This is a genomic window from Bacillus sp. B25(2016b), from assembly GCF_001679765.1.
GTDB classification, from domain to species: domain Bacteria; phylum Bacillota; class Bacilli; order Bacillales; family Bacillaceae_G; genus Bacillus_A; species Bacillus_A thuringiensis_K.
This window is the reverse complement of sequence record NZ_CP016285.1, coordinates 563,557-587,778: the sequence shown is the minus strand read 5'-3', so window position 1 is coordinate 587,778 and position 24,222 is coordinate 563,557. Positions and strand designations below refer to the sequence as shown.

The window sequence follows — 24,222 nt, the reverse complement described above, 5'->3', positions numbered from 1 at the left end:
AATTCTGAAGAAATTATGCAGATGCATAATAATCTGCACCATTTCTTCATGATTTTGACTTACAATTTAAGTAATAACTACAAATGCGGAGGTACTCTATGGTCGATATACTACTCGTAGATGATGAGCCGAGAATGCTTGAATTATTAACACTTTATCTTACTCCAATTGGATATAACTGCATATGTGCACGATCTGGAGAAGAAGCGATTTCACATATAGAAAATCAAAACTTTAAATTTGTTTTACTTGATATTATGATGCCAAAGATGGATGGGTGGGAAACGTGCAAAAGAATTCGATCATTTAGTAACGTTCCTATCATTATGGTAACTGCTCGTGATCAAACAGTAGATGTCATCCAAGGGTTGATACTGGGAGCGGATGATTACGTAACGAAACCTTTCCATGAAGAGGAGCTTTTCGCAAGAATTGAAGCTGTTTTAAGGCGAACGAATCAACACGCCCAAATCCAATATGACGGCATTTTATGGGATGAGGCAAAGCATTTCGTTTCTGTACATAATGAAGAACTTCTTCTCACTCCAATTGAATTCTCTTTACTCGGATTATTTTTACGCCATGTAAACTACGTATTGAGCCGCGATCAGCTTATTGAACGAATTTGGGGGTTAAATACAAATACAGAAGATCGAACAGTCGATTCACATATTCGTAATTTGCGTGAAAAATTACGAAAAGTAAATTTCCCTATTGATCACCACTTAAAAACAGTTTACGGAGTCGGGTATCGATGGGTTGATACTCTAGAGTAAGGAGCAAAACGATGAAGCGAATTTCTATTCAACTCGGATTTTATTTTTTAATTGTTACACTTTTAATTGAAAGTGTTCTATTTGTCTTGCTTTATTATAGCCTTGTCAACAATAGAGTAAATGAAGAAATGACAGCTTTATTAAAGCGCGGAAATAGTCATCGGGATGTCCTTGAAAAGTATTTTGATAAGCAAACAATCTCCCATGTTGCACTAATGGAATCCGAAGCCGAAACGACTGTCGTTATTACAAATGCAAATAAGGATGTACTAGCTAAATCCAACGAAATAAATACTACTATAAAAAAGCATATTAAAAAGATGCAAACACGGACAAATCATGAAGGCGCAATTATAGAGAATCATTGGAAAACATCTAATTATATATGTACAGTTAGTCCCATTGTAGTAGATGGAAAACATGAAGGCTATGTGTACATGTTTCTTGGGACAGAATCCATTGAAAAGATGGTGAATGGGCTAACAAGACAATTCATTATTGCCGGCGTCATTACGTTTTTATTAACAGCCATCACTATCTTTCTCTTATCACGGTTGTTAACAAAACCATTGTTACACATGAAACATGCCACTGAAAAAATGAGTAAAGGCGATTTATCAGTTTCGTTAACGACTACTCGAAATGATGAAATTGGTGAACTAGCATCATCTATTCAAACGCTTGCTAATGATTTACATTATATGAAAACAGAGCGAAGTGAATTTCTAGCAAGTGTTGCTCACGAATTACGAACACCATTAACATACGTAAGAGGTTACGCTGACATTGCTTTAAAAGAAAGCACACCCCCAGAGCAACGTTTGCGATATTTATCAATTATAAAAGATGAGTCTGATTACATTACAAACTTAGTTCAAGATTTATTTTCACTTGCACAAATGGAACAACATAACTTTTCTATTCAAGTAAAGGAAGTACATTTACACACCTTCCTAACTCGCATAGCCGAAAAAGTAAATGCCATATATAAAGAAAGATACATTAAAGTTTCTTTCTCTTGTCCTCCTACACTGCTAGTAAACTTAGATGAACAACGATTTGAACAAGTTGTGGTGAACATTTTAAATAACGCTTATAGACATTCAAAAGAACATTCTCATATAAACATTTCTGTTACAAAAGAACATAAACGTATTTCCATTACAATTGAAGATGAAGGCGAAGGTATTCCGCCTGAAGACCTCCCTCACATTTTCGACCGTTTTTATCGAGTTGATAAAGCAAGATCACGAGCTACAGGTGGAACTGGTTTAGGACTATCTATCGTAAAAGAAATTGTAGAACTACACGGCGGGAATATTAGTGTAACGAGCGAAGTCGATTACGGGTCTTGCTTTATCATTTCATTAGCATCTATACAAAAACACGACTACCATCAGTAGTCGTGTTTCTTTATCATTTAACTTTATAATATAAATTTACAAATTGCCCAAAACGTTTCGTATCCGTTAAAGTTAAATTGATTTCCGGGTTCTTGTCTTGAAATAACGGCACTCCAGAGCCTAATATATGTGGTGTAATCGTAACAACATATTCATCAATTAGATTATTCTTAAAGAACTCTCTTAGTAGACCCCCTCCACCGACCATCCATATTTTAGATCCTTCTTGCTCTTTCAACCTTTTCGTAAACTCCACTACATCTTCATTTACAAACTCTACGTGTTCGTTTGAACCTTTTTCTGAGTTAGAAAAAACATAACATTTTTTATCTAAATACGGGAATGGTTCTATATGCTCTACTACATAATCGTACGTTCTTTTTCCCATAATTATTGTATCAATTGTTTCATACATTTCTGTATAACCGTTATCTCCTTCTCCTTCCGTTTCCATTAACCACTCTAAATCATCATTTTCTTTCGCAATATATCCATCTAAGCTCGCCGCAATAAATAAAACAATTTCACGTGACATATTTTTTCCTCCTTACATCTCATCTTGATAACATTATGCTGTAAACAATATACTAACAATAAAACACGACAATTTATGTCATGTTTAAAAAGAAAAAAGGTGATACATTTGTCAAAAGCTAAACGCTTATTAGATATTCTTATATTTGCTTCTGCCAAAAAGACATTTACAGCTCAAGAAATAGCTGACGAATTTAATATTTCTGTTCGTACTGTCCATAGATATATTGTAGATTTAAGTGATATGGGATTACCTATTTATGCTGAACAAGGTCGTAACGGAGGTTATAAAGTATTAACGAATAAAGTCATTCCCCCTATCTTATTTACGGAAGAAGAAGCAGTCTCCATCTTTTTTGCTTTTCAATCTTTAAATTACTATCGAGACTTACCTTTTAACACAGAAATCAATTCCGTTACGCATAAACTGTATAGTTCTCTACAAAATGAGGCAAAAGCGAAAGTTGATAAAATACGTTCTTATATTGCTTTTTGGAATCCGAAGAGAACAATTGAGACACCACTTTTACACGAAGTATTAACCGCGGCTATTGAAAATAAAAATTTACACTTTCAATACGAATCTAAATCAAGGATCAAAACAAAACACGTTCATCCTATCGGTGTATATGCGCATGATGGTTTATGGTATTTACCTGCTTATGATTTTAATGTAGAAAAAACATTACTGTATCGCGTCGATCGTATTCTTTCTATATTATCAACGGAAGAAAATGAAGATACATTCATGAATTTAGAAGAGTGGTTTGCCTCTAACTCTCACGTAGTACATAATCCTACTCAGTTACATGTTTTACTGTCAACAGAAGGCGTACGCCAATGTAAAAGCGTGCCTTACCTTGAAGAATTCGTTGTAACAAACGAAAACGGGACAGGATATATACATTCAACAATTGATAAAGGAGAAATCGATTTTATTACCCCTTTATTTTATAGACTCGGAAAAGATGCAAAAGTTTTAGAACCGATAGAATTGATAGATGGTTTACGTATGCGTGCGAAAGAAGTTTTACATATGTATGGAGACGAAAAAAGCTGCTAAATATAAGCAGCTTTTTAATCTAGTTGTTTTTATTATGTTTACGATTGACGAATATCAAACCACCAACGATTTTTCGAATTCATATTTTCAGTGTCACCAATCCCTCTGTAATTGAAAGCATCCAAAAAGATTGAATCTAATTTATCTTCATCTACAAAATAACCTAAATTAACTTTTACCGTTTCTCCTGGTGTGATACTGCCAATATTGTAAAAGCTTTTTCCATCTCCATGAGGCTCTAAATAATCAACTTCGCCTGTCATAATATTTTTTTCTGCGATTCCATCTTTCCCAGCATACTGCCATGCATTTCCTTTATCTTCAAGAACTTTTATAGATGGAGTCATATAGATTTCTTCTGTCGCCTGTTTACCTATATTTTTCACTGTTGTTGTCAGGTAGACAAATTTAGGATGAATTAATTTTGATTCTACTAATTGATCAATTGAATCTTTACCATTTCCAATTTTATATTTATCCCTTCTATATGGTATCAATTGTCCAGCTTGATCCAAAGCTTGATTCCTGCTTAGTATTCCTAAGCCCATTTCATTAAAGTTCTCTTGTTTAAAATCTTTGATTGAATCAAAGGCTTCAACTTTTTCTATCACATATTCAATTTGACTGTTATCCATAGATATCGTTACTGGAACCTTTTGCCCTATATGAAATAGTCGTTTGCTATCCTTCTTCAAAGGAATTACCTTAGTTGTTTTACTTTCTTGGCTAAAATACTTTTTATCATAATCGCTTATATATGATGACTTTTCTTTTGACGTGGGCTCAAGTGAAATGCTCCCTAGCACATCTATCATTTGTTCTTCGTTTATATCATTTCCAATATAACTTTGTAACATAATTCCTTCTTCCTCAAAATAGAGAAAAATTACTCTATTAAACATTAAATCTTTATTACCATTTTCTCTATGGACAATTACTGCCTTCTTACCATTTATCTCTTTTTCTTCATAATTTTTCGAGTACAGGGTTGGAAAATCTAAATTCCCTCCTACTCTCCAAAGAACGAATGAAAATCCACCCTTTGCATAGTTATCTTTAAATGAATATTTCATAGCAGAGTCATCAATTGCTTCCATATTTTCTGGCAATTTACCAACCTTCAACTTATACCACTGATCACTCTTTTTCGAATCCTTATTTGTTAAGGAAACATTTACTTCATAATTTTGTTTTTGCACGATCATATTATAGACTTTCACTGCTCCAAAAACGGTTGTCGGCATGCCGATCAATAAGCAAGCAGCAGCGATTAACATACGATGTCTTTTACGCTTTTTCTGCGGTTGTCCATCTTTCAGCTTCATTTCCTCTAAAAACAATTTCTTTTTGCGCGTATATGTATGTGAAAATTCATGTTGTTCTTCAAGTTTATCAAAATCTTCTAAAGCAATTTTTTCAGCAAGTTCATATATTTCTTTGGAGTTCTTTGAATTCGTCATGTTGTATACCTCCTATCATATTTTGGACTCGTTTTCGAGCGCGTTCAAACTGCTTGCGGACATTTGCCTCCGTTATCCCCATAACACTTGAAATTTCTTGATACGTTAAGTTATAGAAGACTTTGTACTTAAACACCTGTCTGTTAGATTCATTTAACTCTTTTAGCAATGCATCAATTTGAAGCTCAGACATTTTACGTTTTTCCCACTCTTCAATATTTTCATCTACTGCCTCTACTGATTCTCTTTCATATTCTTCTAAAAATGTTTCATGTCGTTTATTTTTCCGGTAACTATCAATTGCCTTGTTTTTCGCGACCCTCAAAATGTAACGTTTAAGCTCTTGAGTAGCCAAGTTATGGAGCTTTTCCAAGTTCTTATAAAGAGTAATAAACGTCTCTTGAACTGCATCTTCTGCCTGCTGAATATTATTCAAAATAGAATAAGCTACGTAATAAATTTTTTGTTCGTACAACTCGTATAGCTCTTCCATCTTTTCATAATTGGTGTTTGTAACTTTCATATAATTCCTCCTCTCACTCTATATAACGAATGGGCGATATAATTTGTGACACTATAAAATCTATTTATATATAAAATTTAATAAAAAAATAAACAAAAGCCCAATTTCTCTATTTTAACTGAGAAATTGGGCTTTTTAATATTAGAATTTTCTTGACTGTTTCCCTAGGAATATCCCTCTTACGCCTTTTCAGTAAGCAGCATATGCTCTATCGCTTCTTTTAACAAATTCTTTGCCTCTTCCAAGTTATGATTCTTCTTTTCCTCTGGTTGCACCGTATAAAACTCAGCAAATGAGCGCTCTTTATATCTTGGTACGACATGCATGTGATAATGTGTTAACTCGTTAAATACTCCACCATTTTGACAAACTGTAACTCCGTCAGGTTTATATACTATCTTAATCGCTTTTGCAATAAGCTTAGAAGCATCCATAATGGATTTTGCTACAACGTCATCTAATTCGTCTACTTCTACAACATGCTGCTTTGGCACAATTAAAGTATGTCCTGGGTAGAAAGGCGCATGATCTAAAAAACAAGTTACATAATCATCTTCATATACTTTATATATTTTTTCCTCTTCGTTTGCTAATTTACAACCTAAACAGTCCACTACACTTTCCCCTCTTTCTAAAAACATAAAAACGTGAGAATACGGCTCTCACGTTTTTATGTTTCACTTTATTAGCTCAATTGTTTCCGTAACCTTTATACTATCTTTTACAGATTGAACAATCGTACAATTTTTCACTGCAAGCTGCAGCGCCTTGTCCAGCTGCTCTTCTGTAATGTTTTCTGCTTTAATTTTATAGTGCAAATGAACACTTTCAACTGGCTTCGATAAAGCTTCACTTCTACCAATTTCAGTTTCGATTGTAAACGTATCATATGTAATACGTTTCTTTTCTAAAATCGTTCGAAAGACAATTGCACTACACCCTGCGATAGAAGAAACGAGTAATTGTAACGGTGAATACCCGTTTTCTTTTCCAATTGCTAATTGATCATACGATAAATCTGCTTCTATATCATCGTGTTTGATTGTTAGTTTCATTTGTTTTTTCCATCTCCACTTTCATCGGTTTCTGCCGTTTCTTACTAATATAATAATATATATAGCAGAAAATGATAAATGGAATACCACAGTATAACGCCATTCTTTGTTCAGGAATAAATGCTAAACTAATAACAACGATACTATTTGTAATTAAAGCTAAAATTGGAACAATTGGGTATAGTGGTGTTCTATACTTTAAGTCCTCTAACTTTCCTCCGCCTTTTATATACTGACTTCTAAAGCGAAGTTGCGATAGAGCAATAATGATCCAACTTGAAACAGCTGATAAACCAGCTATAGATAATAAGTACATGTATACTGTATCTTCTGCAAGGAAACTTGTGAATAAAGAAAGACCTGCTACCGCAATCGTTACGACTAGCGCTGTAATTGGAATACCACGCTTATTTACTTTCTGGAAGGAAGTTGGTGCCATTCCCTCATTTGCAAGTGACCATAGTATACGTGTCGCTGCATATAATCCAGAGTTCGCTACAGATAATAACGCAGTAATAATAACGAAGTTCATAATATCAGCTGCGTATGGAATACCAATTTTATCAAATACGACTACGAATGGACTTTCAATTACGCCTGCTTCTTTCCAAGAAATTAATCCTACTAAAATTGTCATCGTTAAAATGAAGAATAACATAATGCGCCATACTGTATTACGGATCGCACGTGGAATTGTTTTTTCTGGATTTTCACTTTCTCCCGCTGCAATTCCGATTAACTCTGTTCCTTGGAATGAGAAGTTAACTGTAATCATTGTAAGTAGTACGGCAGCTAGTCCATTCGGGAAAAGTCCACCATCGCTTACAAAGTTAGAGAAAAGAGGTGCTGCTTCTTTTCCGTCATATGATATAAATCCTAATAATGCACTACCACCAAGAACGACAAATGCAAGGATTGTAATTACTTTAATACTAGAAAACCAAAATTCTAATTCAGCATAACTTTTTGCCGAAATTGCGTTTGAAGCATATAAAATAACACCGAATACAAGGCACCATACCCAAACATCAACATTTGGAAACCATCTTTTCATCATTAAACCTATTGACGTTAATTCTAGACCCACTGTTACTGCCCAGCCAAGCCAGTATAACCAGCCAATCATAAAGCCCGTTCCTGGTCCAATAAACTTCGTTGCATACTTTTGGAAAGATCCTGAAACCGGCATCGCTACCGTTAACTCTCCAAGACAAAGCATTGTTAAATACATAATAAATCCGCCTACTAAATATGAAAGGATGGCTCCCCCTGGTCCAGCCTGATTAATAGTGTAACCTGAACCTAAGAAAAAACCAGTTCCGATTACACCACCAAGTGCGATCATAAATAAATGTCTACTCTTCATCGTGCGATGTAATTTCTCATTCGTTGGTTGCTGCATCTAAATCCTCCCCCTACCAATACCCCTATATCTTGTTAAAATTTTCTGATAATAAAAATATACACGAAAGCGATTACATTTTCTATATAAAATTAAAACTTTTCTGATAAAATAATATAAAAAATCTAATTATTGCAAGATTTAGATTCTATTTAGAGGAAAATAAGGAGAAACAAGGAAAAAACCCTTACATATATTGTAAGAGTCAACGAAGTTCTAATCTTCTCGATAAAATTGATAAACTATAATTTACGATAAAGTACATACAAGCTACTAATATAAATGTTGGAATCATGTAATTCACATTTTGCCCGCTAATAATTTGAGCATTATGCATAAGCTCAGGGAGTGATATAACAACCGCTAGCGACGTATCCTTCAGCAATGAAATAAATTGACTGACAAGCGGCGGAACCATTCTCCTTAATGCTTGTGGCAAAATAATATGCCAAAGCGCTTGCACATAAGTTAATCCCGAAGATCGTGCGGCTTCAACCTGCCCTTTTTCAATAGACAATAAACCACTTCTAACAATTTCAGATATCATTGCTGCCTCAAATATTGTTAAAGCAACAATTGCAGCTGTTATAATTTCTAATTTCAAGCCTGCTTCTGGAAGTGCAAAATACGTGAAAAATATAATTAACAGTAGTGGTAAGTTTCGAATCACTTCAACTATAACTCCTAATACTTGTGAGACGACAGGTATTTTCGTGTAGCGCAATATACCGATTACACTTCCAATAATAAAACTAAGTACAATTGCTATGAGCGCTACCTCTAATGTTATGAGTAACCCTTTTAATAAAAATAGAATATGATCTCCTGTAATTGCTCCCTTGAAATCCATTTACACCGCCTCCTTTGCCAAGCGTTTTTCTAAATAACGCACTAGCATACTGAGCGGAATTGTTAATATTAAATAAAACATCCCGACAAATATATAAACATCAAACGTAACAAACGTCTTCGTTGAAATTAAATCTCCTTGATACATTAAATCAGCACCAGCAATGATTCCAAGTATTGAAGAGTTTTTAACTAAATTGAGAAACTGGTTTCCTAAAGGGGGAATTACAATTTTCACAGCTTGGGGTAAGACAACATAATACATCGCCTGCACATACGTTAGCCCTGAAGAGCGGGCAGCTTCCATTTGCCCTTTCGCAACTGATAAAATACCAGCGCGAATTACTTCCGCAATAAAAGCTGCCGTATATACCGTAAGCGTAACTGTTCCTGCTACAAAACCATTTAAAGTAATTCCTATTACAGGTAAAGCAAAATAGAATATAAATGCAATTAATACGAGTGGAATATTTCTTACAAACTCCACAAAAGCTGATCCTATCCAATTTAAAATACGAATAGGTGCAATACGCATTACTGCCAAAATTACTCCTAAAATAAAACTGCCTATCAATGCAATTACACTAGACATAACTGTATATTTAAATCCTTCTAAATACATATCAATGTTATTCGTTAATATAGAAAAATCAGGCACATATTCTCCCCTCTTTCTTTACAAGAAGAGGATGAGTACTCTCATCCTCTCACTTTTACTATCTACTTTTCTGGTTTTTGTCCAATCCACTTCTCATATAATTTGTCATACTCCCCGCTTGCTTTCATGTCTTTAATTAAAGTATTAATCTCTTTCGTTAAATCATCTGCCCCTTTTTGCACTGCAATTCCGTATGGTTCATCTGTAAAAATTTTTCCTACTACTTCATAATTAGAATCTTGTTTTGCCATTCCGTAAAGGATCGCATTATCTGTCGTCAACACATCACCTTTACCTGCCTTTAACGCTGTAAATGCCTCACTATAATTTTCAAACTCTAATACAGTCGCTTCTGGTGACTTTTGACGAATGTTATTTGTAGATGTTGATCCTTTTACAGCTAATACTTTAACGCCTTGTTTTATATCATCAACGCTCTTAATATTGCTTCCTTTTTTCACAAGTAACGATTGTCCTGCTTTAAAATATACATCTGAAAAATCCACTTCTTTTTTGCGTTCTTCCGTAATTGTCATTGTTGCAATAATTGCATCAATATCACCATTTTTCAGCATTGGAATACGTGTTTTAGACGTTACTTCTTTCAGCTCTAGCTTCTTTTCATCTCCAAGAATCTTTTTCGCAAGTGCCTTCGCGACATCAACATCGAATCCTTCTACCTGCCCTGTTGAAGGATTTTTTAATCCAAATAAATTCGTATCATTCTTTACCCCGACTACTAATTTCCCTCGTTTCTTAATTTGTTCAACAGCCCCGCCTTGCTTCGTATTTGTTTCCTTCGACTCATCTTTCTTACTTCCGCATCCAGCAACAACAAGCACGAATAAACATGAAAATACGATTAAAGTAAATAATTTTTTCATTTTAAGCATAAAATTCCTCCTCTAATGATTTAGCACCCGACTTAAAAATAAACGAGCTCTTTCTTGTTCAGGGTTTGCAAAAAATTGCGCCGGTGTTGTATCTTCAATAATTTGACCATCATCCATAAATAAAATCCGATCTGCTACTTCTCGCGCAAATCCCATTTCATGCGTGACAACGACCATCGTCATCCCTTCTTTAGCCAGCGCCTTCATAACATCAAGTACCTCTCCAATCATCTCTGGATCAAGAGCAGACGTAGGCTCATCGAATAGCATAATTTCCGGCTGCATTGCAAGTCCTCTAGCAATTGCCACCCGTTGCTGTTGTCCTCCGGATAATTGATGTGGATATACGTTAGCCTTCTCTGGAATTCCTACTTTCTCTAAATAAAACATTGCTGTTTTCTCTGCTTCTTCTTTGGAAACTTTATTTACTTTAATCGGTGCTAATGTAATATTTTGAAGAACCGTTTTATGTGGATATAAATAAAAATGTTGAAAGACCATCCCAATATTTCGCCGCAATTCATTCATGTCCGTTTTTTTATTGTGTACCTCTGTATTTTGTACAATTAATTCTCCATCTGTAATTGGCTCTAATTGATTTATACACCGAAGCAACGTACTTTTTCCTGATCCTGAAGGCCCGACAACTACTACCACTTCGCCTTTTTTCACTTGCACATTAATATTTTTCAAAACTTGAAAGTTACCATAATATTTATTTACATTACGAAATTCTATCAACATACTCCCCCTTCCCCTAACAATGCATGTACATTCTTTTTATATTCAAAAATAGTCCCAAAAATAACTTTTAGCTTCAATTTGTCCATAAAAAAAAGCAAAGAGTTTCCCCTTTGCTTCTTCATTTCTATTCTGTTAAGATACTTCTTCTTTCTTATCTTTCCCGTATTCATGCTCCCAAAAATCAGCATTTTTAATTCCTAATGGCTGCGGATCGAATACTGGATCTTTTCCTTCTTTTTTCTGTTTTTCATAATCCTTTAATGCGACTAATGCAGGTTTTTGTAATAGTAAAATCGCAATGATATTTACCCATGCCATAATTCCTACACCGATATCACCTAAAGCCCACGCCGTTGCTGCTGTTTTAATACAGCCGTAGAATACAGCTCCTAAAAAAACAAATTTTAGTACCATAGACAACCAAGGACGATCTTTATCTCGATTTAAGTACGCGATATTCGTTTCTGCAATGTAGTAATACGCCATAATTGTTGTAAACGCGAAGAATAATAACGAGATTGCAACGAAACCGTTTCCAAATCCAGGGAAAACAGATTCTACCGCCGCCTGTGTATATCCTGGTCCTGGCTGAGCACCATTTAATTTATTAACGATAAAGTTTTTTCCGCTTGCATCAAATACGTTATACATGCCTGTAATAATCATCATAAATGCTGTTGCTGAACAAACAAATAATGTATCAATGTAAACGGAAAATGCTTGCACTAAACCTTGCTTAGCTGGATGTGATACTTCAGCTGCTGCTGCTGCATGTGGTCCAGTTCCTTGCCCTGCTTCATTGGAATAAATACCACGTTTTACTCCCCAAGAAATTGCTAAACCGATAATACCACCAAAAGCAGCTTCTAATGCAAATGCACTTCTTATAATTAACATAAATGCTTCTGGCAATTTTTCAATATTCATAGCAACAATGACGCAAGCTACTAAAATATAGCCTATTGCCATAAACGGTACGACAACTTGCGCTACGTTAACAATTCGCTTCACTCCACCGAAAATAATAAGAGCTAATACGACAACTAATATAGCCCCTGATACGGTAGTATTAATACCAAAAGCCGTTTCTAAACTTACAGCAATACTATTTGCTTGTACACCTGGTAATAAAAGTCCTGTTGCAAGAATTGTCGCTGCAACGAACACTAAAGCATACCATTTAACTCCTAAACCTTTTTCGATGTAATAAGCAGGACCACCTCGGAACTGCCCTTGATGTTTCGTCTTATATATTTGCGCTAATGTCGATTCTACATAAGCAGAACCTGCTCCTAAGAAGGCTACTGCCCACATCCAAAATACAGCCCCTGGTCCACCAAATGCAACCGCTGTTGCTACCCCAGCGATATTCCCTGTCCCAACGCGCCCTGATAAAGAAAGTGCTAACGCCTGAAATGAAGAAACACCAGCCTCTGATTTTTCTCCTTGAAATGTCAGCTTCACCATTTCTCCTACGTGTCTTACTTGTAAAAACTTTGTTCGAATGGAAAAATATAAACCTACTCCTAAACATAAATAAACAAGTGCTGGACTCCAAACAATATTATTTAACCAATTTACGAAAGTTTCCAACATTCCCCCTCCTTCTTTATAAAGAATATTCAGAATATATATAAAATTATAAGTGCATACCGAATCTAGGACAATATTATTTTAATAAAACAAACATATTTTTGTATAAAAAAACAAAGTATACATTTATTTTGTATACTTTGTTTTGAACAAAATGTATTATATATTCACAATTGCTTCTTCGCTTATAATTCTTTCATATAACTCTTCAGATAATTTTTGGAAGTTATCTGGCATATCTTTCCCCTTAAACTTCTTTTGGAGTGTGCCGTATAGACCTATGTCACGTAAACGTAAAAATAGTGGTAACGATTCATACCAACTATCCGCCAGCCTGTGCTCATACTCATATCCTTTTCGTAACACTTGTAACTGTTTACGAGCAAAATCTGTTTTCTCTTCTGCTGTCCACGGTGTAAATAGAACAGAGTAGTATAGAACCATCGCTAAATCATGTATAAAGTAATTATAAGCCGCATCATCAAAATCAAAGATTGTTAGCTCTTTACCATCATAATGAAAATTACCTGGATGAATATCACCGTGCATAAGACCGAACGTTTCTCTTTCAACTGGAAGAGCCTTAATTTCATCCATTAATACCGCTGCAATCTTTTTCACTTGATCATCTTCTAATTCATTAATAATCCCACTTTCGTCTTCTTCCCACGTATCACGATGATTCGTTTTAGGATAGTTCATTGTTAGGCGATGCAGTTGTCCAATCGCTTTTCCCCATGCTTCAAAATAAGCATCTCCCCAATAAGGTGATCCTTCCCCTTTTACTTGCTCGCCTTTTGCATATGTAAATAAAGACGCGAAAAAGAACGTTCCATCCTCTGCTACGATTTCTTCTACGAGATTTCGAGACGTTGAATCAAGAGGTCCTGCTACCTTTGCCCCATTCTCTGCAACATATCGTAAAAAATCTAGTTCAGCCTCTACCTCTTGTTTAGAGCGATGAGAAGAATGTGTTAAACGTAATACGTAATCTTCATCATTATCACCCTTTGCCTTAAAAATATAATTTTCAAAATCTCCAAGTGGCTTTTCTTCTACTGTTACATGAAATTCCCTTGCCGCTCTTGCTAAAATTTCCTTTGTAAAAACACGTTCTACAGCTATTTCCATATATATCCCTCCTATATATCTTCTTAATTCGACACAAACGTGAGAAGTACTGCTATGAAATTGAATAATGCACAAAAGACAATGTAACGTAACTTTCAATTCTCTTCTTAAAAAAATAATCCAAGCATAAATTTCTCACAAAAAGCAAAAATTAACAGAAGTAATTTTATTCTAAAAGAGGTGGAAAGTATGACAGAGAAAAAAGAACAACAAGAGAGTAAAAAACAAAAGCATATGTTTCCATCACTTCCGGAGAACATTAATTACATTGAAAATAAACTTTCTCATTCTGATGATATAAAAAAATTAGATCTCCCTTTTCAAAACGGAAAAGGAACAATCTTATATATTGAATCTTTAGCAGATCCAAATTTAATTCATCAATTAGCTCTTGAACCATTATTAACTCGATCGGATCTGTCCTTAGATAAAGCCTTTTCCACATTAAATATGCAAAAAGAAACGAATTTAAATTATGGAGTACAGGTTTTATTACAAGGTAAATCCTTATATTTTCATGAACATGTCAATAGTTTTTGTATTTTCGAAACAGCTTTATCTTTAAAGAGAGATATAGCAGAGCCTGATAATGAAGGAATTGTGCGCGGTCCACATACTGGTTTTGTAGAGGATCTAGCAACGAATTTAACCTCTATTCGCAAACTCATTAAGAGTCCAAATTTAGTTGTTAAGTACTTTACAATCGGTGAAGAGATGCACACGAAAGTGGCAATTGCTTATATGCAAAATATAGCCAATGACGATCTAGTTGCCGAAGTGAAAAGAAGGTTAGAAAAAATTAAGACAGATGCACTTATGCCTCCAGGATACATACAAGAATTCATAGAGGATACGTCCTTCTCGCCATTTCCGCAGCAATTAAATACAGAGCGTCCAGATAGGACCGCTGCTAATTTAATGGAAGGACGGGTTGCAATTTTATCTGATGGGGACCCAACAGCGCTCATCGTACCTGTTACGTTATTCGCTTTTTATCAATCACCAGATGATTATAATAACCGCTGGATTGTAGGTTCTTTCGTCCGAATGATTCGCTTAGTAAGTTTTTTAATTGCCTTTCTCTTGCCAGCTTTATATATTGCAACTGTCGCTTTTCATCCTGATGTGTTACCGCTCGAACTTGTGTATACAATTAAAGCTTCATTAGAGAAAGTACCGCTTCCTCCTATTTTTGAAGCTCTCTTAATGGAATTAATCTTTGAATTGTTACGCGAAGCTGGTATTCGCTTGCCGAGCCGAGTGGGACAAACAATCGGTATTGTAGGTGGTTTAGTAATTGGTGATGCAATTGTAAAGGCTGGGCTTGTTTCTTACACAATGATTATCGTTGTAGCTTTAACTGCAATTTCATCTTTTCTCGTTCCATCAAATGATATGAGCTCAGCAGTTCGCATTCTTCGTTTTCCATTAATGCTTCTTGCTGCTATATTCGGATATTTAGGAATATCATTCGGTCTCATTATAACTTTTGTTCATTTATGTCAGCTACATTCATTTCATACACCATATCTTTCTCCTGTTGCCCCGATGCGGATAAAAGATATGAAAGATTCTTTCGTAAGACTACCAATTTGGTCATTTTGGGAAAGACCACATGATCCAAAGCCGAAAAAAATGCAACGCCAACATGTAACGAGAGAGGATGAGGACGGTGACAAACACGCAAAGTAAAATTTCACTAGTTCAATTTACCTTTTTCGTTATTCAATGCCAAATCGGAGTGGGCATACTTTCTCTACCGAACCGTCTTCACCTAATAGCAAAAGGTGGTGGATGGATTTCTGCTCTTATCGCTGGTCTGGCAATTCAACTTATTATTTTACTTATGTGGCTTTTCTTAAAACGATTTCCTGATGCAAATATGTATGAAAGTGTTTGTATGCTATTTGGTAATAAGTTTGGAAAACTATTAGGTTTTGCTTATGTTTTTTATTTTACACTTATCGGTATGACGGTTATGTTAAATGCTTGTAATGTCATTAAAGTATGGGTTTTACAAGCAACTCCGTGGTCTGCAATTCTCATATTATGTACAGTAGCTTGTTGTTATGTCGCTTATAATACATTTAAAGTCATCGTACGATTTTATGTCATGGCCTCTATTCTCATTATTCCAATGGCCCTTTTAATTGCCCTAGGGTTTTCCCGAGCTGATTTTTCTTATATTTTCCCACTTACAGAGGCTGGGTGGTGGAATATTATTCAAGCATCGAAAGAAACAATTACAGCCATGTATGGTTTTGAAATTATTCTTATTGCCTTTCCAAAAGTAAACGGGAGTTCTGTGGCAAAACTGAAGGCCATTTCTATCGCTAATGGATTTGTAACACTTTTTTATACTTTTACCGTTTGGATTTGCTTTATCGTATTTAGTCCAAAACAAGTTGAGCTTATTCCAGAGCCAGTTGCTTACTTATTACGCTCCTTGCATATTGGAATTATAGACCGAACGGACCTAATCTTCATACCAATTTGGATGATAACTGTCGCTGCCTCTATTGCTAGTTATTATTGTGCTGCTTCTATCGGCATTGGACACATATTCAACCTTGCTAATCATAAAAAAGCTGTTCCAATCGTTGGTATAATTGCTTTTAGTGTAGCCTTATTTATAGATACACCTGAAGAATTAAAAGTAATTGCAACTTTCACTGATAAGTTCACCTATATTTTCATCGTTGTCCTCCCTCTTTTATTTCTACTTTATTCAGTAATAAGAAAGAAGAAAGGAGAACAATATGTTCCAAAAAAGAGTTAAATTACTTTTTATATTATGTACTAGTTCCCTCCTTTCTGGCTGTTGGGATCAAGAACCATTAAGAGAAGCGAGATTAGCTTATAGTATTGGAGCTGATATTACGGAAGAGAATAAACTCCAGCAAACAATCGAGCTCGTAAAAAGTTCAAGCGGAGAACAATCTTCATTCGAGAATGAAATACATTCAGCAACCGGGCATAACATAAGAGATACAAGCGATTCCCTAAAAAAAAATGTGACTGGAAATATTCGCTATTTTAAATATGGTGTTCAATTACTAGGAACCAAAATTCTAAAAAAAGGGATACTACCCTATTTAGATGTCAGTTTTCGGGATCCAACAAATCCAACTGCTTTAGTAAAGCTTATTGCAGTAGATGGTGAAACGTCCGAGGTACTCGAAAAAAAGAAAGTAGGAAATTTATTAATTGGAGATTTTTTAAAGAAAAAAGTGAAAAGCTTAGAAGATATGAGTGTATTTCCAAAAGAAACTTTAGAAACAGCTGCTACAAAAATGTTAGACCCCGGTAAAGACTTTATACTCCCTTCCATAAAAATAAAAGGAAAAGAAGTAATTACAAACGGGTTAGCTTTATTTAACAATGATAAATTAACTGGGCATTTACCTTTGAAACAATCGGTTTTATTCGTATTATTAACCGGAAAAATGGGAACAAGTGCGCGTATAACCCAAAAGCTTACTAGCGAGAAATCAGAGAAGACATCTGATTATTTAACAATGGAAATTAGCAATCGAAAGTTAAAACGAGACTTAAAAATAACGACAGATAAAAAAGGAAATGTTTATGCTCACATTAAACTACAACTAAAAGTGATAGCGCTTGAAGCTCCAAGAGATAACCTTTATAAAATGGATGAAAGAAAAAAACTAAATAAAGAATTGTCTAAACAGCTTACGAAAGAAGCTAAAAAGATAACTAACAAGCTACAAAAAGCTAACTGTGATGCTTTCGGTATCGGAAGACACCTTATCGCCTATCACCCTGACTTATGGAAGAAAAAAAATTGGAATAAAGATTATGCAAAAGTAAAATTCAAACCTGAGGTAGATGTAAATATTTTGTATAGTGGTGTCTTAAAATAAAAAGGTTGTATGCCGCTCGGGCATACAACCTTTTTATTTCGTATATCGATACACAATTGATTCATATGGTCTTAAGTTAAGTTTTGTAATATCCTTGCTGCAATCTTTATAATTCGACAGTAGTACCTCTTGTTTCATTCCATCTAATTGAACATGAGCTGGTACAGAATACTTTATTTCTTCTCCATAGAAGTTATTGATAACAAGTAATATCTCATCATTTACAGTACGTGTATATGCCCAAATCTTAGGATGATTCTTATCTAAAATAGCATATTCTCCTTCTGTCATAACATCATATGTTTTTCTTAGTTCAATTAGTTTTTTATAATGATAAAATACAGACTCTTTATCGGCTAGTGCCTTCTCTACGTTTATTTCTTTAAAATTTTTAGCCGCTGAAATCCAAGGTGTACTTGTTGTAAACCCGCTATTTATTTCTTCATTCCACTGCATCGGAGTGCGAGAGTTGTCACGAGATTTTTGCTTTAAAATCCCGATAATATCTTCTTTTGATAGCCCTTCTTTTAGCTTTATATCGTATATATTTAACGATTCCACATCACGATATTGCTCGATGGACTCAAATTTAGGATTCGTCATACCGATTTCTTCCCCCTGATAAATATAAGGCGTTCCTTGCAGCATGTGCATAGCTGTCGCTAACATTTTTGCAGATTCGTTTCGGTACTTTCCATCATCACCAAAGCGTGACACAATGCGAGGCTGGTCATGATTACACCAAAATAACGCATTCCATCCTCCGCCCTTTTGCATTTCAATTTGCCAGTTAGACATAATCTCTTTTAATTTAATGAAATCAAACTCTGCTTTCTTCCACTTATCACCATTCGGATAATCTACTTTTAAATGATGGAAACTAAACGTCATGCTCAGTTCATTGCGCTCAGGATTAGAATATTTAATACAATTATCAATTGTCGTAGAAGACATTTCTCCAACTGTAATTACATCTTTTCCTGCAAAAACATTGCGGTTCATCTCTTGTAAATATTCATGAACACGCGGGCCATCTGTATAATACTTGCGTCCATCACTTGTCGCAGTATTACCTTCATCGTTTAAGAAGCATTGGTCTTTTGAAATTAAATTAATGACATCTAATCGGAATCCCGTTACCCCTTTATCCAGCCAAAAGCGCATCATATCATATACTTCTTCACGAAGTTTTTCATTTTCCCAATTCAAATCAGCTTGTGTTTCATCAAATAAATGTAAATAATATTGCTCCGTCTTCTCATCATATTTCCAAGCAGATCCACCAAACTTAGACTGCCAATTATTTTTTTCATCACGCCAAATATAGTAATTACGATATGGACTATTTTTATCTTCCTTCGCTTCTTTAAACCACTTATGTTCAGTCGAACTATGATTTACAACAATATCAAGCATAATCTCAATGTTACGTACTTTCGCTTCTGCTAAAAGTTCTTCAAACTCTTCCATCGTTCCGTAAGATGGATCAATGCTGTAGTAATCACTTACATCATATCCATTATCATTTTGTGGTGATTGGTATATCGGTGTTAACCATATATAATCCACTCCGAGTTCTTTTAAATAATCTAGTTTCTCTGTAACCCCTTTTATATCCCCGGTTTCCCTATTGTAATAACTATTAAAGCTCTTCGGATAAATTTGATAGACTACACTTTTATGCCAATCCTTCATGTTTAACTTCCTCCTACTTCTGTTTGACTCTTTTTGCAAATAACCATGTTAAAGTAAATGGGATTACAACTGCGATAATCATTCCGACAATAAACATTGGAATCGATTTCGGAATGATAGAAATAAATGCTGGCAATCCGCCAATTCCGATAGCAGGTGCTAATACACCATTTAATGTAATGAATATCGCTGCCACAGCAGACCCTATAATCGCTGCATAAAACGGGAACTTATTTCGTAAATTCACACCAAACATCGCTGGTTCTGTAATACCGAAGTATGCTGAAATGGCTGATGTTGATGCCATACTTTTATCATTTTGATTTTTAGAAATCCAGAACATCGCAAGTGCCGCACTACCTTGGGCAATGTTAGAAAGAGCAATCATCGGCCAAATAAATGTACCGCCATGTTGTGCAATCAATTGTAAATCAATTGCAATAAACATATGATGCATACCTGTAATTACAAGCGGTGCATATAATGCTCCAAATAATACTGCTCCAACTACTGGTACTGTTTCATATACACCTACTAATCCTACTGTTAATAAATCTCCAATATGACGTGTAACCGGACCGATAATTCCTAATGCTAACACACCTGTCACAACGATTGTTGTAATTGGTACAACTAATAATTGAATTGCATTTGGTACATGTTTCTTTAAGAAAATTTCTACTTTACTTAATACAAATGCTGCTACTAAAACAGGTAAAATTTGTCCTTGATATCCTACCTTCTCAATTTGGAACAGTCCTAGAATATTGAAGTACTCAATCTTTTGCCCCTCTAAACCAGTCGCTGCTTTTCCATAATCCCAAGCGTTTAATAAGGCCGGGTGCACAAGCATTAATCCCATAACAATCCCTAGTATTGGACTACCACCAAAACGCTTCGTTGCTGACCACCCGACAAGTGCTGGTAAGAATACGAATGCTGTATTGGCCATCATATTAATTAAATCCCAAAGCCCGCCTAAGTTTGGATAAACATCTAATAAATTTTTCCCATCAAAAAATAAGTCCTTTGCGCCTAATAGGTTGTTAATACCCATTAGTAAACCAGCTGTTACGATCGCTGGTAATATTGGCATAAATACATCCGAAAATATTTTTACAAACTTTTGAGCTGGATTTAACTTTTGGTTACCTGAATCTTTTACGTCAGCTACAGTCGATTCTTTCATACCCGCAAGCGTTATCAATTCCGCATATACTCGATCTACATCCCCTGGACCAATTACAATTTGAAATATCCCAGCGTTATGAAAAGCTCCTTTCACTAATGAAACAGACTGTAATTTATCATTATCTATTTTACTTTCATCTTTTAAAGCGATACGGAGCCTCGTCACACAGTGCGCAGCTTGTTCAATATTGTCTTTCCCACCAATATACTGCAACACTTCCTCTGCTGTTTTACGATAGTCTTTCCCCATATTCCCGTCCCTCTTTTCTTTTTTTGATACCGTTTACAATTACATATTAACTCGTATATATAAGTTAGTCAACACTCGTATGTACGAGTTTGTGTTTTTTTTATAAAAAAAAGAGATGAAACAATATTTTGTTCCACCTCTTTACTTCCTACGTGCCACATCCGAAAAGTGAAAAATATCTAAGCGGTGGCGTGATTCTGTATATTCAAACTGACTTCCATCATACAAATGTGTAAAGTTTTTCACAACGACAACATAGTCTGTTCCATTTAAATCTAAATACTTTCTGTCATCCTCTGTACATGGCTGTACTTCAATTACCCTCTGTGAATAACTAATATGTAGCCCAAGCTCTTTCTCAATGTATTTATAAATCGATGTAGCTGCAATTTCTCTCGTTAAGCCTGGAATATATTCCGATACAAAATGGTTTATATCTAAAATTACTTTTTCTCCATCAATATTTCGTACACGTTTAATATGGTCAATCACTGTTTTTTCTTTCACGTTTAATAACTTTGCTACGTCTTTCGTCGCTTCAATTTTCTCCATTTCTACGACGTCTGTAATACAATGACGCCCTAAACGTTCATTTTCTTCTTGGAAACTTACAATACCACCAAAATTAAATTCAATATTTTTTCGCTTTAAAACAAACACACCTTTTCCGTGAATTTTTTGTACATATCCACGCTCTTGCAGTAAATCTACCGCTTTTCTTACCGTGCCTCGGCTTGCCTCATACTGCTTCATTAATTCTGTTTCTGATGGGATTTTGCATCCCTCTTTTAATTGTTTATTATCAATAGATTTACTGATTTCTGTATAAATTTGTTCATACTTACTCATCATCTACAATAGCCCCTTGTCACCTTATAATTCTATATGTATTATAACATGCTTCACTCTTCTGCCAATCTCTCACTTATTTTCCATTACAAGAAAAATATAGGTAAATATTTAATCTTTAAAACGTATTTTTATAAAATTTTTTATATTTTTCTTTTCATTCAAAAAAACATGTAGTATACTAACTTCAAAATCAGAGGAGAAAGGGAGCAAAGAACTATGCTTACTTATACAACAACTGTAGTTACATTTGCACAAAAACATCATCATCATACGTAACCCTTGAAACCTAGCGGAAAAATTACGCGTAGGTACAAGGGTTATTCCCGTTGTACCTACGCTTTGGCGAAAGAGCCATGTAGGTATTTTTTTATCTACATGGCTCTTTTTTTATTGTCAAAAAGCTAGTGAAAAATGATGTTTAAGCAAAACTTACTACAAAGGAGTTAACAAAAATGGAAACGAAAAAATGGGGATTATGGGTTTTAACAGCATTTGTTATCGGGAATATGGTTGGCGGTGGCGTATTTATGCTTCCAGCAAATTTAGCACAAGTATCAGGTCCAATGGGTTCTACACTCGCATGGAGTATTACAGGCCTTGGCGTATTTATGATTGCACTTGTATTTGGAAATTTAGCGATTCGTAAACCAGAATTAAAAGCTGGACCACAAAGCTATGCTCAAGCAATGTTTCCTTCAAAAAAAGCTGGTAAAGTTGCAGGATATAGTATGGCATGGGGATATTGGGCTGCTAACTGGGCTGCAACAGCATCTGTTATTATTTCCTTCGCTGGATATTTATCAACATTCTTTCCAGTTTTACAAAGTAAGCAAATTCTTTTTTCAATAAACGGATTTTCACTAGAACTCGGAAAAGGGTTAACTTTCCTCGTATGTAGCCTTATGCTGTGGGGAATTCAATATATTCTTTCTCAAAATATTGATCGAGCTGGAAATATGAATCTACTTGCTACCATTGCAAAAATTATCGGATTTACAATGTTTATTGTAATTACATTATTCATTTTCAATGCTTCTAATTTCGGAGACGGTCAAACCTTTATGAATGAAGCAGGACAATCAATCTCATTAGGTGGACAAATCAATTCAGCTGCTATTGCAACACTCTGGGCATTTATCGGTATTGAATCAGCAGTTATGCTTTCTAATCGTGCAAAATCACAGCGCGATGTAAAAAAAGCTACGATTTTCGGATTAATTATCGCTCTTCTTATTTACATGTCAATTACTTTACTTACAATGGGAGCTCTTCCGCAAGATGCTTTAAAAGAGTCTCAAAAACCATTAGTAGACGCATTAAATTTAGCAATTGGAAATAAAGGCGCATATATAATGGCTTTACTCGCTCTTATATCTTTATTTGGATCTACAGTTGGCTGGATCGTTGTTAGTTCAGAAGTACCTTACCAGGCAGCAAAAAATGGACTTTTCCCTAAGTTTTTCGGGAAAACAAATAAAAAAGGTAGTCCTTCAAAATCATTATTGATTACAAATGTAATGACGCAAATTTTCTTATTTTCAACGATTTCTGGTACTGTTTCAGAAGCGTATAGTTTCGCTATCGTCGTAGCAACATTAGCCTATTTAATTCCATACCTTGTTTCTACCTTGTACCAATTAAAATTAGTTATTACAGGAGAAACGTATGATATACTGCCAGGATCTCGAGTAAAAGATGGAATCATTACTACATTGGCGTTGGTATACTCTATTTGGGTTATCAAAACGGGAACTGCTGATTTAAAAACATTCTTCTTAGGAATTGGATTATTCGTATTAGGCCTTATTCTCTATCCAGTACTAATGAAAGACTCACAAAAAACGGATTAAATAAAGAGAAGCTGCTTGGTATTATCCCCTATAGGTAGACAGTAAAAAAAGAGTCCATCTGATATGATGGACTCAATACTGTTTTATCTGGAGGGGATTTTTTTATGGCAAGAAAAGGACAATCATTTCAAAAATATACAGAAGAACTAAAGCGAGAAGCAGTTCGTCTTCGATTAGAAGAGAGAAAATCATTGCGAGAAATTCGTGAACAACTCGGTGTGAAGAGCGATGCCCAGATTATTGAGTGGGTAAAACGTGCGCAACAAGGGGAGTCCTTTGATGATCAACGTGGTGTCTGGAATCGAAAGAATTTTAATAGTCTAGAAGAAGAAAATGCTTATTTGAAGGCACAGGTTGAGTATTTAAAAAAGCGCAATCCAAATCTACACGGGAAGGAATGGTCCTAAAGAAAGAAC

Annotated in this window: 22 protein-coding genes and 1 pseudogene; 8 read left to right on the top strand and 15 right to left on the bottom strand. The window is 35.0% G+C overall.

Annotation, left to right across the window (positions count from 1 at the left end; genetic code table 11):
- Positions 1–98: 98 nt before the first annotated feature.
- Positions 99–776 (top strand): response regulator transcription factor, encoded by a 678-nt coding sequence (locus BAQ53_RS03045; RefSeq protein ID WP_208906475.1) that lies wholly within the window; start codon positions 99–101, stop codon positions 774–776.
- 11 nt (positions 777–787) lie between these two features.
- Positions 788–2,179 (top strand): sensor histidine kinase, encoded by a 1,392-nt coding sequence (locus tag BAQ53_RS03040; RefSeq protein WP_208906474.1) that lies wholly within the window; start codon positions 788–790, stop codon positions 2,177–2,179.
- Positions 2,180–2,192: 13 nt separating this feature from the next.
- On the opposite strand, the gene BAQ53_RS03035 is transcribed toward BAQ53_RS03040, so the two are convergent.
- Positions 2,193–2,714, bottom strand: coding sequence for a dihydrofolate reductase family protein (locus BAQ53_RS03035; RefSeq protein WP_199697158.1), 522 nt, complete (start codon positions 2,712–2,714; stop codon positions 2,193–2,195).
- 75 nt (positions 2,715–2,789) lie between these two features.
- On the opposite strand from BAQ53_RS03035, the gene BAQ53_RS03030 reads away from it, so the two are divergent.
- Positions 2,790–3,776 (top strand): helix-turn-helix transcriptional regulator, encoded by a 987-nt coding sequence (locus BAQ53_RS03030; protein ID WP_208906473.1) that lies wholly within the window; start codon positions 2,790–2,792, stop codon positions 3,774–3,776.
- A gap of 38 nt (positions 3,777–3,814) precedes the next feature.
- Here BAQ53_RS03030 and BAQ53_RS03025 read toward each other — a convergent pair whose 3' ends face one another.
- The 11 genes from BAQ53_RS03025 to BAQ53_RS02975 form a co-directional block, all read right to left on the bottom strand.
- A complete protein-coding gene (locus BAQ53_RS03025) occupies positions 3,815–5,236 on the bottom strand; it encodes a DUF4367 domain-containing protein (protein ID WP_000185140.1) in 1,422 nt (473 codons plus the stop codon).
- Positions 5,202–5,759: an RNA polymerase sigma factor gene (locus BAQ53_RS03020; RefSeq protein WP_000869302.1), complete on the bottom strand. Its 558-nt coding sequence runs from the start codon at positions 5,757–5,759 to the stop codon at positions 5,202–5,204. The genes BAQ53_RS03025 and BAQ53_RS03020 overlap by 35 nt, the downstream gene beginning before the upstream one ends.
- Positions 5,760–5,938: 179 nt before the next feature.
- Positions 5,939–6,373: an HIT family protein gene (locus BAQ53_RS03015; RefSeq protein WP_000340516.1), complete on the bottom strand. Its 435-nt coding sequence runs from the start codon at positions 6,371–6,373 to the stop codon at positions 5,939–5,941.
- Between the two features lie 63 nt (positions 6,374–6,436).
- On the bottom strand, positions 6,437–6,814 hold the full coding sequence (locus BAQ53_RS03010) for an OsmC family protein (RefSeq protein WP_000778819.1): 378 nt from the start codon (positions 6,812–6,814) through the stop codon (positions 6,437–6,439).
- Positions 6,789–8,216, bottom strand: a complete 1,428-nt coding sequence (locus BAQ53_RS03005; protein WP_001187097.1) for an amino acid permease — start codon at positions 8,214–8,216, stop codon at positions 6,789–6,791. The genes BAQ53_RS03010 and BAQ53_RS03005 overlap by 26 nt, the downstream gene beginning before the upstream one ends.
- A 205-nt stretch (positions 8,217–8,421) precedes the next feature.
- Positions 8,422–9,066, bottom strand: coding sequence for an amino acid ABC transporter permease (locus BAQ53_RS03000; RefSeq protein ID WP_000345958.1), 645 nt, complete (start codon positions 9,064–9,066; stop codon positions 8,422–8,424).
- Entirely contained in the window at positions 9,067–9,723 is a 657-nt protein-coding gene (locus BAQ53_RS02995) for an amino acid ABC transporter permease (protein ID WP_001112667.1), read from the bottom strand.
- A gap of 62 nt (positions 9,724–9,785) precedes the next feature.
- Entirely contained in the window at positions 9,786–10,616 is an 831-nt protein-coding gene (glnH, locus tag BAQ53_RS02990) for a glutamine ABC transporter substrate-binding protein GlnH (RefSeq protein ID WP_016117156.1), read from the bottom strand.
- 12 nt (positions 10,617–10,628) lie between these two features.
- A complete protein-coding gene (locus BAQ53_RS02985; protein ID WP_279615941.1) occupies positions 10,629–11,360 on the bottom strand; it encodes an amino acid ABC transporter ATP-binding protein in 732 nt (243 codons plus the stop codon).
- Positions 11,361–11,492: 132 nt separating this feature from the next.
- The gene (locus BAQ53_RS02980; RefSeq protein ID WP_000447398.1) at positions 11,493–12,953 is read right to left on the bottom strand and encodes an alanine/glycine:cation symporter family protein; all 1,461 of its coding nucleotides are present in this window, start codon (positions 12,951–12,953) and stop codon (positions 11,493–11,495) included.
- A 159-nt stretch (positions 12,954–13,112) separates the two neighbouring features.
- On the bottom strand, positions 13,113–14,084 hold the full coding sequence (locus tag BAQ53_RS02975; protein ID WP_000401633.1) for a phosphotransferase enzyme family protein: 972 nt from the start codon (positions 14,082–14,084) through the stop codon (positions 13,113–13,115).
- Positions 14,085–14,273: 189 nt separating this feature from the next.
- On the opposite strand from BAQ53_RS02975, the gene gerKA reads away from it, so the two are divergent.
- From gerKA to gerKC, 3 genes are read left to right on the top strand one after another with little or no spacing between them, the layout of a single operon-like run.
- Positions 14,274–15,776: a spore germination protein GerKA gene (gene gerKA / locus BAQ53_RS02970; RefSeq protein ID WP_000136665.1), complete on the top strand. Its 1,503-nt coding sequence runs from the start codon at positions 14,274–14,276 to the stop codon at positions 15,774–15,776.
- Positions 15,757–16,863, top strand: coding sequence for a GerAB/ArcD/ProY family transporter (locus BAQ53_RS02965; protein ID WP_000185767.1), 1,107 nt, complete (start codon positions 15,757–15,759; stop codon positions 16,861–16,863). Before gerKA ends, BAQ53_RS02965 begins: the two co-directional genes overlap by 20 nt.
- On the top strand, positions 16,844–17,968 hold the full coding sequence (gene gerKC, locus BAQ53_RS02960) for a spore germination protein GerKC (RefSeq protein WP_000486845.1): 1,125 nt from the start codon (positions 16,844–16,846) through the stop codon (positions 17,966–17,968). The genes BAQ53_RS02965 and gerKC overlap by 20 nt, the downstream gene beginning before the upstream one ends.
- Before the next feature lie 33 nt (positions 17,969–18,001).
- Here the strand turns inward: gerKC and treC are convergent, their stop codons facing one another.
- The 3 genes from treC to treR all read right to left on the bottom strand — a co-directional run bounded on the left by treC (position 18,002) and on the right by treR (position 21,956).
- Positions 18,002–19,663 carry an alpha,alpha-phosphotrehalase gene (gene treC, locus BAQ53_RS02955; protein ID WP_000656138.1) on the bottom strand — a complete coding sequence of 554 codons (1,662 nt, stop codon included), beginning with the start codon at positions 19,661–19,663 and terminating at the stop codon, positions 18,002–18,004.
- A gap of 13 nt (positions 19,664–19,676) precedes the next feature.
- Positions 19,677–21,104 (bottom strand): PTS system trehalose-specific EIIBC component, encoded by a 1,428-nt coding sequence (gene treP / locus BAQ53_RS02950; protein WP_000513935.1) that lies wholly within the window; start codon positions 21,102–21,104, stop codon positions 19,677–19,679.
- Positions 21,105–21,245: 141 nt separating this feature from the next.
- On the bottom strand, positions 21,246–21,956 hold the full coding sequence (treR, locus tag BAQ53_RS02945) for a trehalose operon repressor (protein ID WP_000987236.1): 711 nt from the start codon (positions 21,954–21,956) through the stop codon (positions 21,246–21,248).
- Positions 21,957–22,408: 452 nt separating this feature from the next.
- Here treR and BAQ53_RS02940 point away from each other — a divergent pair, with 452 nt between their 5' ends.
- Together BAQ53_RS02940 and BAQ53_RS02935 are read left to right on the top strand one after the other, a co-directional pair.
- Positions 22,409–23,806 (top strand): amino acid permease, encoded by a 1,398-nt coding sequence (locus BAQ53_RS02940; protein ID WP_000448449.1) that lies wholly within the window; start codon positions 22,409–22,411, stop codon positions 23,804–23,806.
- A 104-nt stretch (positions 23,807–23,910) separates the two neighbouring features.
- Positions 23,911–24,222, top strand: a pseudogene (locus BAQ53_RS02935) (transposase); the annotation flags it as partial.